Source organism: Mesorhizobium sp. CA8 (assembly GCF_020164955.1).
GTDB lineage: Bacteria > Pseudomonadota > Alphaproteobacteria > Rhizobiales > Rhizobiaceae > Mesorhizobium.
Genome location: NZ_JAIUHG010000012.1, coordinates 37,967 through 52,599, shown reverse-complemented (window position 1 = coordinate 52,599; position 14,633 = coordinate 37,967). Strand labels below are relative to the sequence as shown.

The 14,633-nt window shown below is 65.3% G+C and carries 10 protein-coding genes; all 10 read left to right on the top strand.

Features of this window, described 5'->3' with window-relative positions; all coding sequences use genetic code 11:
- Nucleotides 1-9 precede the first annotated feature (9 nt).
- Nucleotides 10-1,206, top strand: coding sequence for an acyl-CoA dehydrogenase (locus LB553_RS15105; RefSeq protein WP_224514407.1), 1,197 nt, complete (start codon nucleotides 10-12; stop codon nucleotides 1,204-1,206).
- A 104-nt stretch (nucleotides 1,207-1,310) separates the two neighbouring features.
- Nucleotides 1,311-4,661, top strand: coding sequence for a DUF2126 domain-containing protein (locus LB553_RS15100; RefSeq protein WP_224514405.1), 3,351 nt, complete (start codon nucleotides 1,311-1,313; stop codon nucleotides 4,659-4,661).
- A 6-nt stretch (nucleotides 4,662-4,667) separates the two neighbouring features.
- Entirely contained in the window at nucleotides 4,668-7,079 is a 2,412-nt protein-coding gene (locus tag LB553_RS15095) for a circularly permuted type 2 ATP-grasp protein (RefSeq protein WP_224514403.1), read from the top strand.
- On the top strand, nucleotides 7,080-7,964 hold the full coding sequence (locus LB553_RS15090; RefSeq protein ID WP_224514401.1) for a transglutaminase family protein: 885 nt from the start codon (nucleotides 7,080-7,082) through the stop codon (nucleotides 7,962-7,964). It begins immediately after the preceding gene.
- 108 nt (nucleotides 7,965-8,072) lie between these two features.
- Nucleotides 8,073-9,008: a glycosyltransferase family 2 protein gene (locus LB553_RS15085; RefSeq protein ID WP_224514399.1), complete on the top strand. Its 936-nt coding sequence runs from the start codon at nucleotides 8,073-8,075 to the stop codon at nucleotides 9,006-9,008.
- Nucleotides 9,008-9,880: a glycosyltransferase family 2 protein gene (locus tag LB553_RS15080; RefSeq protein ID WP_224514397.1), complete on the top strand. Its 873-nt coding sequence runs from the start codon at nucleotides 9,008-9,010 to the stop codon at nucleotides 9,878-9,880. Before LB553_RS15085 ends, LB553_RS15080 begins: the two co-directional genes overlap by 1 nt.
- Nucleotides 9,881-10,047: 167 nt before the next feature.
- On the top strand, nucleotides 10,048-11,139 hold the full coding sequence (locus tag LB553_RS15075) for a DNA topoisomerase IB (protein ID WP_224514395.1): 1,092 nt from the start codon (nucleotides 10,048-10,050) through the stop codon (nucleotides 11,137-11,139).
- 110 nt (nucleotides 11,140-11,249) lie between these two features.
- The gene (locus tag LB553_RS15070; protein ID WP_095766415.1) at nucleotides 11,250-11,624 is read left to right on the top strand and encodes a YciI family protein; all 375 of its coding nucleotides are present in this window, start codon (nucleotides 11,250-11,252) and stop codon (nucleotides 11,622-11,624) included.
- Nucleotides 11,621-12,895, top strand: coding sequence for an RNA polymerase sigma factor (locus LB553_RS15065; RefSeq protein ID WP_224514392.1), 1,275 nt, complete (start codon nucleotides 11,621-11,623; stop codon nucleotides 12,893-12,895). Before LB553_RS15070 ends, LB553_RS15065 begins: the two co-directional genes overlap by 4 nt.
- 187 nt (nucleotides 12,896-13,082) lie before the next feature.
- Entirely contained in the window at nucleotides 13,083-14,597 is a 1,515-nt protein-coding gene (locus LB553_RS15060; RefSeq protein WP_224514390.1) for an aldehyde dehydrogenase family protein, read from the top strand.
- Nucleotides 14,598-14,633: the final 36 nt, after the last annotated feature.

The window sequence follows — 14,633 nt, the reverse complement described above, 5'->3', positions numbered from 1 at the left end:
GTGTTGGCCATGGCCGCCGAGAAGAACGCCTTCGTCTGGAACGATCCTTTCCTGATTGAGGACCAGCTTTCCGAGGACGAGCGCATGGTGCGCGACGGCGCGGCAGCTTTCGCGGCCGACAAGCTGGCGCCGCGCATCGAGGAAGCCTATGCCGACGAGAAGACCGACCCGTCGATCTTCCGCGAGATGGGCGAGGCGGGTCTGCTCGGCATCACCATTCCGGAAGAATATGGCGGGCTCGGCGCCGGATACGTGACCTACGGCTTGGTGGCGCGCGAAGTCGAACGGATCGACTCCGGCTACCGATCGATGATGAGCGTGCAGTCCTCGCTGGTCATGTATCCGATCCACGCCTATGGCTCGGAAGCGCAGCGCAAGAAATACCTGCCGAAGCTGGCGTCGGGCGAATGGATCGGTTGTTTCGGGCTCACCGAGCCGGATGCTGGCTCCGACCCGGGCGGGATGAAGACGCGCGCCGAGAAGACCGCGAACGGCTATAAGCTCTCCGGCTCCAAGATGTGGATCTCGAACGCGCCGATCGCGGATGTGTTCGTCGTCTGGGCCAAGCTGAAGGGCGATAGCGGCAAGGATGAGATCCGCGGCTTTGTGCTGGAAAAGGGCATGAAGGGACTGTCAGCGCCGAAGATCGGCGGCAAGTTGTCGTTGCGGGCGTCGATTACCGGCGAGGTGGTGCTGGAACGCGTCGAGGTCGGCGAAGACGCGTTGCTGCCCAATGCCAAGGGCCTCGGCGGTCCGTTCGGCTGCCTCAACCGGGCTCGCTACGGCATCTCCTGGGGCGCCATGGGCGCGGCCGAGGATTGCTGGCACCGGGCGCGGCAATACGGCCTCGACAGGAAACAGTTCGGCAAGCCGCTCGCCGGCACGCAGCTCTTCCAGAAGAAGCTCGCCGACATGCAGACCGAGATCGCGCTTGGACTGCAGGGCTCGCTGCGCGTCGGCAGGCTGATGGACGAAGGCAAGATGGCGCCGGAGATGATCTCGATCGTCAAGCGCAACAATTGCGGCAAGGCGCTCGACATCGCCCGGCAGGCCCGCGACATGCATGGCGGCAACGGCATCCAGATCGGCTATCACGTGATGCGCCACGCGCAGAACCTGGAGACGGTGAACACCTATGAGGGCACGCATGACGTGCATGCGCTGATCCTCGGAAGGGCGCAGACGGGGCTGCAGGCGTTTTTCTAAGCCGGCAAGGCTGCTTAAATTAGGTGCAGTGCAGCATCTCTGCTTGGAGAATGGCCGCCAGATGTGTCAGGGTCTGGCGATAAAACGCCATTCTCCGGGGCACCATGGCAATTCTGGCAGCCGTCCATCACCTGACCCATTACAGATATGACCGGCCGGTGGTGCTCGGTCCCCAGGTGATCCGGCTGCAGCCGGCGCCGCATTCGCGCACCAAGGTGCTCAGCCACTCCCTGAAGGTCGAGCCGGCAAACCACTTCGTCAACCTGCAGCAGGATCCCTACGGCAACTTCCTTGCCCGCTTCGTCTTTCCGGAGCCGGTGACGGAACTGAAGATCGAGGTCGACCTCGTCGCCGACATGACGGTCTACAATCCGTTCGACTTCTTCGTCGAGGAGATCGCCGAGACCTTCCCGTTCGACTATCCCGAAGAGATCAGGGAAGACCTCGCCATCTACCGCGCGCCGGAGCGCGCCGGACCGCTGCTGTCGAAATTCCTGGCAAGCATCGACCGCAGCCCGAGAAACACCGTCAATTTCCTCGTCGACCTCAATGCGAGGCTGCAGCGCGAGATCGCCTACATCGTGCGCATGGAGACGGGTGTTTATTCGCCCGAGGAGACATTGGCCGCCGGCAAAGGCTCGTGCCGGGATTCCAGCTGGCTCTTGGTGCAGATCCTGCGCAATCTCGGCATCGCCGCGCGCTTCGTCTCCGGCTACCTGATCCAGCTCAAGCCGGATCTCGTCTCGCTCGACGGACCGCCCGGAACAGCTGTCGACTTCACCGACCTGCATGCCTGGTGCGAAGTCTATATTCCGGGCGCCGGCTGGATCGGCTTCGATCCGACCTCCGGACTGCTCACCGGCGAAAGCCATGTCCCGCTTACCGCGACGCCGCATTTCCGGAATGCCGCGCCGATCTCGGGCATGGCGAGCTTCGCCAATGTCGATTTCAACTTCGACATGCAGGTCGACCGGATTGCCGAGCATCCGCGCATCACCAAGCCGTTCTCGGACGAAAGCTGGGAGGCACTCGATCGACTGGGCGAAAAAGTCGACGCGGCGCTGAGGGATGGGGACGTGCGGCTCACCATGGGTGGTGAGCCGACCTTCGTGTCGATCGACGATTTCGAGTCCGCCGAATGGAATACTGCAGCCGTCGGCCCGACCAAGCGCGACAAGGCGGATGAGTTGATCCGCCGGCTGCGCGAGCGCTTCGCGCCGGGTGGTTTCCTGCATTACGGCCAGGGCAAGTGGTATCCGGGCGAGAGCCTGCCGCGCTGGACCTTCTCGCTCTACTGGCGCGCCGATGGCGAGCCGGTGTGGCGCGATCCATCGCTGATCGCGCGAGAAAAGAGTGGCGCTGCCGTGGGACCGGAGCAGGCCGAGAGCCTGCTCAAGGCAATCGCCGGCGAGCTCGGCATCGACAAGGCGATGGTGAGCGAGGCCTATGAGGATCCGGGCGAGTGGCTGCTCAAGGAAGGCAAGCTGCCGGACAATGTCGATCCGTCCAATTCGAAGCTGGAAGACCCGGAGGAGCGCAGCCGCATGGCCCGCGTCTTCGAGCGCGGCCTGACCAAGCCGTCCGGCTATGTGCTGCCCGTGCAGCGCTGGAACAGCCAGGCCGCGGGACAGCGCTGGCGCTCGGAGAAATGGAAGACCAGGCGCGGGCGCCTGTTCCTGGTGCCCGGCGATTCTCCGGTCGGCTACCGCCTGCCGCTCGGCACGTTGCCCTATGTTCCGCCGGCGCAGTTCCCTTACATCGTGCCGGTCGACCCCTCAGTGCCGCGTGGCCCGCTGCCGGCGCGCGCCGAAATCCTGCCGGAAGGTCCGGTCGGCGTCGCGGACGAAATGGCGCGCCAGCAGGCTGAGGCCTCGTTCACCGCCGCCACCGCCAAGCAGGACCGCGTCGAGCAGCGACTGACCGAGATCGGCGGCGCGGTGCGGACCGCGCTCACCGTCGAACCGCGCGACGGCCGGCTCTGCGTGTTCATGCCTCCGGTCGAGGCGCTGGAGGACTATCTCGAACTGGTGGCGGCGGCGGAGAACGCGGCGAAGACTATCGGCCTGCTGGTGCATATCGAAGGTTATGCCCCGCCGCACGACCCGCGCCTCAACGTCATCCGCGTGGCGCCGGATCCAGGCGTCATCGAGGTCAACGTCCATCCGGCCGCCAACTGGCGGGAATGCGTCGCGACGACCAGCGCGATCTATGAGGAGGCGCGGCAATCGCGGCTCGGCACCGACAAGTTCATGATCGACGGCCGCCACACCGGCACCGGCGGCGGCAACCACGTCGTGGTGGGCGGCGCAACGCCGAACGACAGCCCGTTCCTGCGCCGGCCTGACCTTCTGAAGAGCCTGGTGCTGCAATGGCAGCGGCATCCGTCGCTGTCCTACCTGTTCTCAGGGTTGTTCATCGGCCCGACCAGCCAGGCGCCGCGCATCGACGAAGCGCGGCACGATTCGCTCTATGAACTTGAGATCGCGCTGGCACAGGTGCCGCATCCCGACAAGGGAGAGGCGCCCTTGCCGTGGCTGGTCGACCGGCTGTTCCGCAATCTCTTGACCGACGTGACCGGCAACACGCATCGTTCGGAGATCTGCATCGACAAATTGTTCTCGCCGGATGGCCCGACCGGCCGGCTCGGCCTGGTCGAGTTCCGCGGTTTCGAGATGCCGCCCAATGCGCGTATGTCGCTCGCGCAGCAATTGCTGGTCCGCGCCATCATTGCGCGCGCCTGGAAGAACCCGCTGGACGGCCGTTTCACGCGCTGGGGGACCTCGCTGCATGATCGTTTCATGCTGCCGCACTACGTCTGGGCAGATTTCCTCGACGTACTGGAGGATCTAAAGCTCAACGGCTTCGACTTCCGCCCCGAATGGTTCGCAGCCCAGCTGGAATTCCGCTTCCCGTTCTGCGGCGAGGTGCAACATGCCGGCGTCAAGCTGGAGTTGAGGCAGGCGCTGGAGCCCTGGCATGTGATGGGCGAGCAGGGCGCGATCGGCGGCACGGTCCGCTTCGTCGATTCCTCGGTCGAGAGGCTGCAGGTGAATACGGAAGGCCTCAATCCGGAACGCCACGCCATCGTCTGCAACGGGCGCCTCGTGCCGATGAAAATCACCGACAATCGCGAGGTCGCGGTGGCCGGCGTTCGCTTCAAGGCCTGGCAGCCGGCGTCCGGCCTGCATCCGGCGTTGCCGGTCAACACGCCGCTGGTCTTCGACATCTACGACCGCTGGTCGGGTCGCTCGGTCGGCGGCTGCGTCTACCATGTCGCGCATCCGGGCGGCCGCAACTACGACACCTTCCCGGTCAACGGCAACGAGGCCGAAGCGCGACGGCTTGCCCGGTTCGAACCGCGCGGCCACACGCCGGGTGGCTACGTGCTGCGTGACGAAGAAGCCTCTGAAGAGTTTCCCATGACCCTTGACCTCAGGCGGCCGGCGAGATTCTGATCGACGATGGCCAAGGGGAATCAGAGACGGGCGGGCGGCAGGCCGCGGGCGCAGAGCCTGCTGGAACGCTACCGGCCAATCGAAGGCGTCGTCGACGAGATGGTCGACGCGTCCGGCAGCCCGCGCCCGGCCTGGCGCTTCTTCATCGACGCGCTCGACGATCTGGGGGCGGAGCGGCTCGGGCAGCGCTTTGCCCGCGCCGACCAGTATCTGCGCGACGCCGGCGTTTATTATCGCGTCTACGAACAGGCCGGGGCCAATGAACGCGAATGGCCGCTCGCGCATGTCCCGCTGCTGATCGACGAAAAGGAATGGGCCGAGATCAGCGCCGGCCTCGTCCAGCGCGCCGACCTGTTCGAGGCGATCCTGTCCGACATTTACGGGCCGAACCGGTTGGTTGAGCAGGGCATTCTGCCAGCCGGTCTGATTGCAGCCAGTCCGGAATATCTGCGCCCGATAGCTGGCGTTCGGCCGGCCAACGGGCATTTTCTACACATGGTCGCCTTCGAGCTCGGCCGTGGCCCGGACGGTAGCTGGTGGGTGCTTGGCGATCGCACCCAGGCGCCGTCGGGCGCGGGCTTTGCGTTGGAGAACCGGGTCGCCACAACGCGTGCGCTGTCGGACATCTATGGCGAGATGCATGTGCATCGGCTCGCCGGCTTTTTCCGCCGCCTCCGCGACACGCTGAACGCCATGGCCAAGGAATCCGGCGGCCGTGTCGCCATCCTGACGCCAGGGCCGCTCAACGAGACCTATTACGAGCACGCCTATATCGCCCGGTATCTCGGCATCATGCTGCTCGAGGGCGAGGACCTGACCGTTTCCGGTGGCAGGCTGATGGTGCGAACCGTTTCCGGCCTGATGCCGATCGGTGTCTTGTGGCGGCGGCTCGATGCCGCCTTCGCCGATCCGCTGGAGTTGAGGCCGGAGTCGCAAATCGGCACGCCGGGCCTCGTCGAGGCAATAAGGCGCGGCTCCGTTTCGGCGGTCAATGCGCTGGGCTCGGGCCTGATGGAGACGCGGGCGCTGCTGTCGTTCCTGCCCAGGATCGCACGAGAGCTGCAGGGCGAGGATCTCAAGCTGCCGAGCATCGCCACCTGGTGGTGCGGCCAGGAGACCGAGCGCGCGCATGTACTTGCCAATATCGACCGTATGGTGGTCGGTCCAGCGCTGTCGACCCGGCTTGCGTTCGAGGACGATGGCGCGACCCGGCTGGGATTGTCCCTTTCGGCCGGCGAGCGGGCCGATCTTGTCGCGCGCATCGAGGCGGACGGCGCCGGTTTCGTCGGCCAGGAAGCGGTGACGCTGTCGACCACCCCTGTCTTTGTCGATGGCCGGCTGGAGCCACGGCCCGCCAGCCTGCGCGTCTATCTGGCGCGGACGCCGGAAGGCTGGACCGTGATGCCCGGCGGCTTCGCCCGCGTCGGCTTTTCGCTCGACCCGACGGCGATCGCCATGCAGCGCGGCGGCCAGGCGGCGGATGTCTGGGTTGTCAGCGACACGCCGGTCGAGCGCGAGACGCTGCTGCCGCAGGAGCATGACGGCTTCACCCGCACCATGCCGGGCAGCTTGCCCAGCCGCGCCGCGGAGAACCTGACCTGGCTCGGGCGCTATATCGAGCGCTCGGAAGACACGGTGCGCGTGCTGCGTGCCTATCACGTGCGGCTTGCCGAGACATCCGATCAGGATATGCCGCTGCTTGCCGATGTCAGGGACTATCTGGAGCCCTTCGGTATCGAGGTCGAAATGGCGATACCACCGGGGCTGATCGGCACTTTGGACAGCGCGGTCTACAGCGCCGGCCAGATCCGCGACCGTTTCTCGCCCGATGGCTGGCTGGCGCTGAAGGATTTGTCCAAGACCATCCATAGGTTCGCGCAGACCGTGGCGCCGGGCGACGACGCGACACGGGCAATGACGGTGATGCTGCGCAAGCTCGCCGGCTTTTCCGGCCTGCTGCATGAGAACATGTATCGCTTCACCGGCTGGCGTTTCCTGGAAATCGGCCGCAGGCTGGAACGCGGCATCCAGATCGCCCGCACGCTCAGCCGGCTGACCAGGAACGGGGCGCCGGAAGGCGCGCTCGACATGATGCTGGAGATCGGCGACAGCGTCATGACCCATCGCCGGCAATATCCGGTGCAGGCGGGGCGGCGCACGGTGATCGACCTGCTCGCGCTCGATCCGCTCAATCCGCGCTCCATCCTGTTCCAGCTCGAACGGCTGAAGGCCGAGATCGGCATGCTGCCTTCGATCAGCGGCGAGGGACATATGTCGCCCGCCGCCAAGGAAATCCTGCAGCTGAACACGGCAATCGCCGTCATGGAGCCGTCCGACATGAGCGCCAAAGTGCTCGACGACCTCGCCGGCCAGATCGGCGATCTCTACAACAGTCTCGCCCGAGCCTATTTCGCTTAGATGCTCTACGACATCAAACTCAATCTGCATTACGACTATGCCGCTGCTGCGGGCGGCGGACGGCATCAGGTGCGCGTGATGCCGCAGACGATTGCGGGGGTGCAGCGCGTCATCGCGGCCTCGCTGTCCTTCCAGCCGCCGCCGGCCGAACGTGCCGATTTTTCCGATTTCTTCGGCAACAACGTCACATCGATCGCTTTTCGCGAGGCGCATGAAACGCTCGACATCCGCATGAGCGCTCGCGTTTCGGTCTCGCGGCCGGAACCGGGCCTCGATGTCTCGCCCGATATCCGCGGGCTCAGGTCGGAACTGGACATGGTGCGGTCGTTATCGCCCTCCGCGCCGCATCATTTCCTCGCCGCCAGCGACCATGTCGGAATTGATCCGGCGATCACCGCCTATGCGCGGGAAAGCCCGGCCTCCTCGGTGGTCGCCACGGCGACCGATCTCTGCAACCGCATCCATCGCGATTTCGCCTATGACGGCAAGGCGACGACGGTTCAGACGCGGGCCAGCGACGCCTTTGCCCTGAAGCGCGGGGTCTGCCAGGATTTCTCCCATATCATGATCGCGGGCTTGCGTGGGCTTGGCATTCCGGCCGGTTATGTCAGCGGCTTCCTGCGCACGATCCCGCCCAAGGGCAAGCCGCGGCTCGAAGGCGCGGATGCCATGCATGCCTGGGTCAAGGCCTGGTGTGGGCGCGATGCCGGCTGGCAGGAATTCGACCCGACCAACGGCATGCGGGCGAGCAACGATCACATCATTGTGGGCTATGGCCGCGACTATTCCGACGTAGCGCCGATCGTCGGCGTGCTGAAGACCACCGGCGGCCAGGTCGGCGAGCAAGCGGTCGACGTCATCCCGGTCTCCGTCGAAAAGGTGTGACGACAACGCGATTGATTGTGGGCGCTTCTCAAATGCGCCTGCCCGTCGGTATCCTGGGCACGGGATTGACGGGGGGGCGCCTGCGTGGCTATGGCGCGCGGAGGCGGATTGGAAGCGGTAAGCGTCATCATTCCGGCACATGATGCGGCTCGGACGATTGCCCGGACGCTCGCTTCGCTGGCATCGGAGAAAGAAATCATCGGCGAGGTGCTGCTGGTCGACGATTCGTCATCCGACGCCACCGCCGCCGTCGCCTCGGAAGCGGCGTTGCGGTTTGCCTTGCCGCTGCGGGTCATCAAATCGAGCTGCCGCGACGCCGGCGGCTCCAGGAATCTGGCGCTGGAGCAGGCCCGCTTTCCCTGGATCTATCTGATCGATGCCGACGACCTCCATCTTGAAGGTGGCCTGCGCGCACTGCTGGCGAAGGCCGTAGCGGAACCAGGGGCGGACATGGCGGTCGGCGCCTACCGCCGGAGAGTCGATGGCGAGGAGCGGCCGACCAAGCTGCCGGGCGGCTACACGGCAAGCGGACCGGCCAATGCCTGCGCCTATCTCGAAGGGCGGATACGGTCGATCGCCGTCGGCAGCGCGCTGGTGTCGCGGCGGGCTGTCGGCGAAACAAGATTCGCGACCGGCCTTGCCTATGACGAGGACACGCTGTTTTGGGCGCGTCTGATGGCCAAGGCCTCGCTCGCGATCGTGACACAGCCCGTCTTCGTCTATTTCGTGTCGGCGGAGCGTTCCGACGATCGTTTCACGGTCAGGCCTGCCGCGCGCTTTCTCGAATGGCGTCTGGCGCTGCGCCGGCTCCGGTCCTGCGGCATCGGGGCGCGGTCGCTCAAGACCAGGGAGGGCCTCGTCGCTTTGAAGATCGCACGCGTTCATTATGCGCGCGGCGATTTCGAAATGGCGACAAGATTCCTCGGCGTGGCCGAAGCCGCGCCAAGGGCGGGCGCGGATGTCTGGCGCTGCATGCGCTATCGGCTGAAGATCGCGCTGCGGCGCCGGTTTTCGGCGCCGGCCGCCCAACTGCAACGCGCCTGATGGCCGAGAGGCCGGATCTCGCGGTCGTGGTGATTGGTTTGCGGGCACCGACCGCGCTGGCGGCCGCGGTAAGGTCCGTTCTCGACCAAAATATTCCGCTCGAGATCGTGGTGGTGAATTCCGGCGGCGGTAACGCCAAGGCGCTGCTTGCCGATTGCGGCATCGACGTAACAGCGATCGAGGTCGAGGAGCGATTGTTTGCCGGCGCTGCGCGAAATCGCGGCATTGCCGCAACGCAAGCTCCGTTCGTCGCCTTTCTCGCCGATGATTGCCTGGCCTGCCCGCAATGGGCCGAAATCCGGCTGCAGCGTCACCGGGAGGGTGCTGCGGCTGTGGCGAGCGCCGTCCTCAACAGCCACCCGCGCAATCTGGTCGCATGCGCGGCGCATCTCGTCACCTATATGCGACGCCTGCCCGGTCTTTCGGCCGGGAAGGCACAGCGCTACGGCGTTTCGTTCGACCGGAAGCTGTTCGAGCGATACGGGATGTTCGACGAGCGAATGAGGTCTGGGGAAGACACCGAGTTCATGGCCAGGCTGCCCGAGGTTTTGCGGCCGGTTTGGGAACCGAGGGTGCTGACCGTTCACCGCAATGAGACGAGCCTATTCGGCTTGCTTGCCGACCAGTATCGCCGCGGGCGCCGCTATGGCGCCTATCTCCGGTCTATCCAGGCCGAAAAACCCGTGCGTCCGTTCCGGAAGGTGTTCCGCGACCGGCGCAATGTCGGCAAGCTGGTCGAGGAGGGGTTGTCCGGCAAGGACAGAACCTTCGCAAGGCTGTCGGTGCCGATCGTGTGGCTGGCGTTGTTCGCTAAGTCGCTGGGGACATGGGTGGGCGCCCGGTATGGCGACACGACGGCGAGCCGGCGATGATCACCATCGAAATGAAGCCGCCGCGCTGGCGGCGCGGCCGATGGCTTTGGTCGCGGCGCAAGACCGTCGCCGTCTTCGATCCATCCGCCAACCGGCGGGACTGAAACCTCTTTCGGAACCAGTCATCGGCGCGCGGCTTTATCTACGGGCCATTTCGCGGAGCCGGCATGTTGCAGCATTCAGGATCGCCTTCGGACCGTTCGACGCGGGCCGAGGAAACACGAGGGAACGGCGCTCGCAGTTCGGCCGAGAGCACGTCGCTCAACTATGTAAGCGATGCCGACCCCGGCATACGCAGATTGCGGAAAGGCACGGGATTTACCTATCTGGCGGCCGATGGCGGAACCGTCGACGAAACGACGCTTGCCCGCATCAAGGCGATCGTCATACCGCCGGCCTGGACGGATGTGTGGATATCACCCGATCCGGACGGCCATATCCAGGCGACAGGCCGGGATCAGCGCGGCCGCAAGCAGTACCGTTATCACCCGCAATGGACCGAGGAACGCGACGGCGTCAAATATTCCAGCCTGGTTGCTTTCGCGGATAGCCTGCCTGCTCTCAGGCGGCAGATCGATGCCGATCTGCGCCGGCACGGGCTGCCGATGGAGCGCGTCGTCGCCTCGGTGGTCTGGTTGCTCGACAACACTATGATCCGCATCGGCAACGCGGCCTATGCACGCGACAACAAGAGCTTCGGACTGACCACGCTGCGCGACCGCCATGTCGAGATTACCGGCTCCAGCCTGCGCTTCGCCTTCAAGGGCAAGTCGGGCAAGGAATGGAAGCTGAAGCTGGTCGATCGCCGCATCGCCAAGGTCGTGCGCGGCGCCCAGGATCTGCCCGGACAGAAGCTGTTCCAATATCTCGACGAGGACGGCGAGCGGCGGCCGGTGCGCTCGGAGGACGTCAACCGCTATATTCGCGAGGCATCCGGCGCCGAATTCAGCTCAAAGCATTTCCGCACCTGGGGCGGCACGATCCATGCGGCGTCGCTGTTTGCCGGGACCGAGCTGCCGGAAAGCAAAACGCAGCAAAACCGGGTGATCAACAGCGTCGTCGACAAGGTCGCCGAGCGGTTGGGCAATACCCGGGCGGTCTGCCGCAAGTGCTACATCCATCCGCTGGTGTTCGAGGCGTGGAGCAAAGGGCGCCTGCTTGACGAAATGGCGGAGGCCAACAAGCGCAAACGCCTGATATCCGGCCTGGACGAGGAAGAAACGCTGGTGCTCAGATGGCTGCAGGCGCACGGCGCCTGATAGGCGGGCGCAAAGATCGCCAAATCCGTGATCTCTCGATAAATTTTTTTATCGACCTCGTGTCGGGAAGGGTCCTAGTGTCGCGTCCTTTGATACGGAAAGGACGCACCATGCTCTACGCCATCCTCTGCTACGCCTCCGAAGACGTCGTCTGCTCCTGGAGCAAGGAACAGGACGACGAGGTCATGGCAAAGCTCCTCAACGTGCAGGACAAATATGCCAAGGCCGGCCGACTGGGGCCGGTGGCGCGCCTTTTGCCGACGACGGCGGCCACGACACTGCGAAAGGTCAAAGGGGAGTCGATCGTGCTCGACGGTCCGTTCGCCGAGACCAAGGAACAATTCCTCGGCTTCTACACGCTCGAATGCAACGATCTCGACGAAGCCGTCGAATTCGCGCGCGAGCTCTCCGAGGTCAATCCGAGCGGCGGCTCGTATGAGATCCGACCGGTTTCGGTCTTCAATCCGACAAAGGTCGCGGTATGACAGAGTTCGCCTGGATAAGCACCGCAATCAGCAACGCCCGTCCGCAGGCGATGGGCGCGCTGCTGCGCTACTTCCGTGACCTCGACGCCGCGGAAGAGGCTTTCCAGGATGCGTGCCTGAGGGCGCTCAAGAACTGGCCGAAGAACGGGCCGCCGCGCGATCCCGCCGCCTGGCTGATCTTCGTCGGCCGCAACAGCGGCATCGACGCGGTGCGCAAGCGCGCCAAGCAGGCGCCGATGCCGGAGGAAGACCAGGTATCCGATCTGGAGGACGCCGAGAGCGACATGGCCGAGCGGCTGGACGGCGCGCATTACCGCGACGACATCTTGCGGCTTCTGTTCATCTGCTGCCATCCGGATCTGCCGCCAACGCAGCAGATCGCGGTGGCGCTGCGCATCGTCTCCGGCCTCACCGTCAAGCAGATCGCGCGCGCCTTCCTGGTCGGCGAGAGCGCCATGGAACAGCGCATCACCCGCGCCAAGGCGCGCATTGCCGATGCCGGCGTGCCGTTCGAAACGCCGGGCGCGGTCGAGCGCTCGGAGCGGCTCGCCGCAGTGGCCGCGATGGTCTATCTGATCTTCAACGAGGGATATTCGAGCAATGGCGGCGAGGCGCCGGCCCGCGCGCCGCTATGCGAGGAGGCGATCCGGCTCGCCCGGCTGCTGCTCAGGCTGTTCCAGCAGGAACCGGAAATCATGGGGCTGACGGCGCTGCTGCTTCTCCAGCATGCGCGCGCGCCGGCGCGCTTCGACGAGAATGGCGAGGTCGTGCTGCTCGAGGACCAGGACCGCTCGCTCTGGAGCCGCAAGATGATCGACGAGGGCTTGGCGCTGGTCGACAAGGCGCTGCGCCACCGCAAGCCCGGTCCCTACCAGGTGCAGGCGGCGATCGCAGCGCTGCATGCGCGGGCGGCGACGGCCGAGGATACCGACTGGACCGAGATCGACCTGCTCTACGGTCTGCTTGAGCAGATGCAGCCTTCGCCCGTGGTGACGCTCAATCGCGCCGTCGCGGTCAGCAAGGTACGCGGCCCGGAAGCCGCGCTTGCCATGATCGAGCCGCTGGAAGAGCGGCTGTCGGGCTATTTTCACTTCTTCGGACTGAGAGGCGGGCTGCTGATGCAGCTTGGCCGCAACGAGGAGGCACGTGTCGCCTTCGACCGCGCCATCGCTTTGGCCAACACCGCGGCCGAGGCGGCGCATATCCGGATGCATATCGACCGGCTGATCAAGGAAAGCGCAGAGAAGTCCTCGATCCAGAAGGCCCGCTGATCCGGCTTCGCCCGCCTGGCCCAATTTTGCGATCCGGCCTTGGACCATGCCGGGGTGGCGGTTTTTCCCCGAAACGAGTAATGCCACGCCATGAAAGGCGCCTGGACGTGTTTGATGGCACGGACAGCGCATGGCGCATGGCTCCACCGCCCTGTGAGAGGCGGGAATCTGAAAAGGGATAAAAAAAATGACATTAGCCAAGGAAACGGCCTCGCTTCTCGAGAAACTGGGCGTGGCTACAGATGCACTTGTCGGAGGCGACCTCATTGTGCGCAGCCCGGTGACGGGCGAACAGATCGCAGCGCTGAAGTCGATCTCGGCGGCTGACGCCGGCAAGGCCATCGATGCCGCGCACAAGGCCTTCCAGAGCTGGCGGCTGGTGCCGGGGCCGAAGCGCGGCGAACTGGTTCGCCTGCTCGGCGAAGAACTGCGCGCGCATAAGGACGAGCTCGGCCGGCTGGTGTCGATCGAGGTCGGCAAGATCCCGTCCGAGGGCCTGGGCGAGGTCCAGGAGATGATCGACATCTGCGATTTCGCCGTCGGCCTGTCGCGGCAATTGTACGGCCTCACCATCGCCACCGAACGTCCCGGACACCGCATGATGGAGACCTGGCATCCGCTCGGCGTCGTCGGCGTCATCTCGGCCTTCAATTTCCCGGTCGCGGTATGGTCGTGGAATGCGGCGCTTGCCTTCGTCTGCGGCGATGCGGTGGTGTGGAAGCCGTCGGAAAAGACGCCGCTGACCGCCCTTGCCTGCGAGGCGATCTTCAACCGCGCCGCAAAGCGTTTCGGCGCGGACGCGCCGGCAGGGCTGCTCCAGGTGCTGATCGGCGACCGCGCCGCCGGCGAAGTGCTGGTCGACCATCCGAAGGTGCCGCTGGTCTCCGCCACCGGCTCGACCCGCATGGGCCGCGAGGTCGGTCCCAGGCTCGCCAAGCGCTTTGCGCGCGCGGTGCTGGAGCTCGGCGGCAACAATGCCGGCATCGTCTGTCCGACCGCTGATCTCGACATGGCGCTGAGAGCAATAGCCTTTGGCGCCATGGGCACGGCCGGCCAGCGCTGCACGACGCTCAGGCGCCTGTTCGTGCATGACAGCGTCTATGACGCGCTCTTGCCGCGGCTGAAGAAGGCTTATGAGACGGTTTCGGTCGGCAATCCGCTGGAGGGCAAGGCGCTGGTCGGTCCGCTGATCGACAAGGCGGCCTTCGACAATATGCAGAAGGCGCTAAAGGAAGCCCAAGCGCATGGCGGCAAGGTGACCGGCGGCACGCGCGTCGAAAACGGCCATCCGGACGCCTATTATGTGCATCCGGCGCTGGTCGAAATGCCGGAGCAGGTCTCGCCGGTGACGGAAGAGACCTTTGCGCCGATCCTCTATGTCATGAGATACAGCGATTTCGACGAGGCGCTCGAGCAGCACAATGCGGTGGGCGCCGGCCTGTCGTCGTCGATCTTCACACGCGACCTGCAGGAATCGGAGCGGTTCCTCGGCGTCGACGGCTCGGACTGCGGTATCGCCAACGTTAATATCGGCACCTCGGGCGCCGAGATCGGCGGGGCGTTCGGCGGCGAGAAGGAGACGGGCGGCGGCCGCGAGAGCGGCTCGGACGCCTGGAAGGCCTATATGCGCCGCGCCACCAACACGGTGAACTATTCGAAAGCGCTGCCGTTGGCGCAGGGCGTGTCGTTCGACATCGATTGAGGACGAAGCGACGGGTCAGCCTCGTCCGCGAGCTGA

What these genes read in the sequence shown, in the direction of transcription:
- LB553_RS15105 (WP_224514407.1), top strand. Translation starts at nt 10, where the DNA reads ATGGCCGCCGAGAAGAACGCCTTCGTCTGGAACGATCCTTTCCTGATT.
- LB553_RS15100 (WP_224514405.1), top strand. Translation starts at nt 1,311, where the DNA reads ATGGCAATTCTGGCAGCCGTCCATCACCTGACCCATTACAGATATGAC.
- LB553_RS15095 (WP_224514403.1), top strand. Translation starts at nt 4,668, where the DNA reads ATGGCCAAGGGGAATCAGAGACGGGCGGGCGGCAGGCCGCGGGCGCAG.
- LB553_RS15090 (WP_224514401.1), top strand. Translation starts at nt 7,080, where the DNA reads ATGCTCTACGACATCAAACTCAATCTGCATTACGACTATGCCGCTGCT.
- LB553_RS15080 (WP_224514397.1), top strand. Translation starts at nt 9,008, where the DNA reads ATGGCCGAGAGGCCGGATCTCGCGGTCGTGGTGATTGGTTTGCGGGCA.
- LB553_RS15075 (WP_224514395.1), top strand. Translation starts at nt 10,048, where the DNA reads ATGTTGCAGCATTCAGGATCGCCTTCGGACCGTTCGACGCGGGCCGAG.
- LB553_RS15070 (WP_095766415.1), top strand. Translation starts at nt 11,250, where the DNA reads ATGCTCTACGCCATCCTCTGCTACGCCTCCGAAGACGTCGTCTGCTCC.
- LB553_RS15065 (WP_224514392.1), top strand. Translation starts at nt 11,621, where the DNA reads ATGACAGAGTTCGCCTGGATAAGCACCGCAATCAGCAACGCCCGTCCG.
- LB553_RS15060 (WP_224514390.1), top strand. Translation starts at nt 13,083, where the DNA reads ATGACATTAGCCAAGGAAACGGCCTCGCTTCTCGAGAAACTGGGCGTG.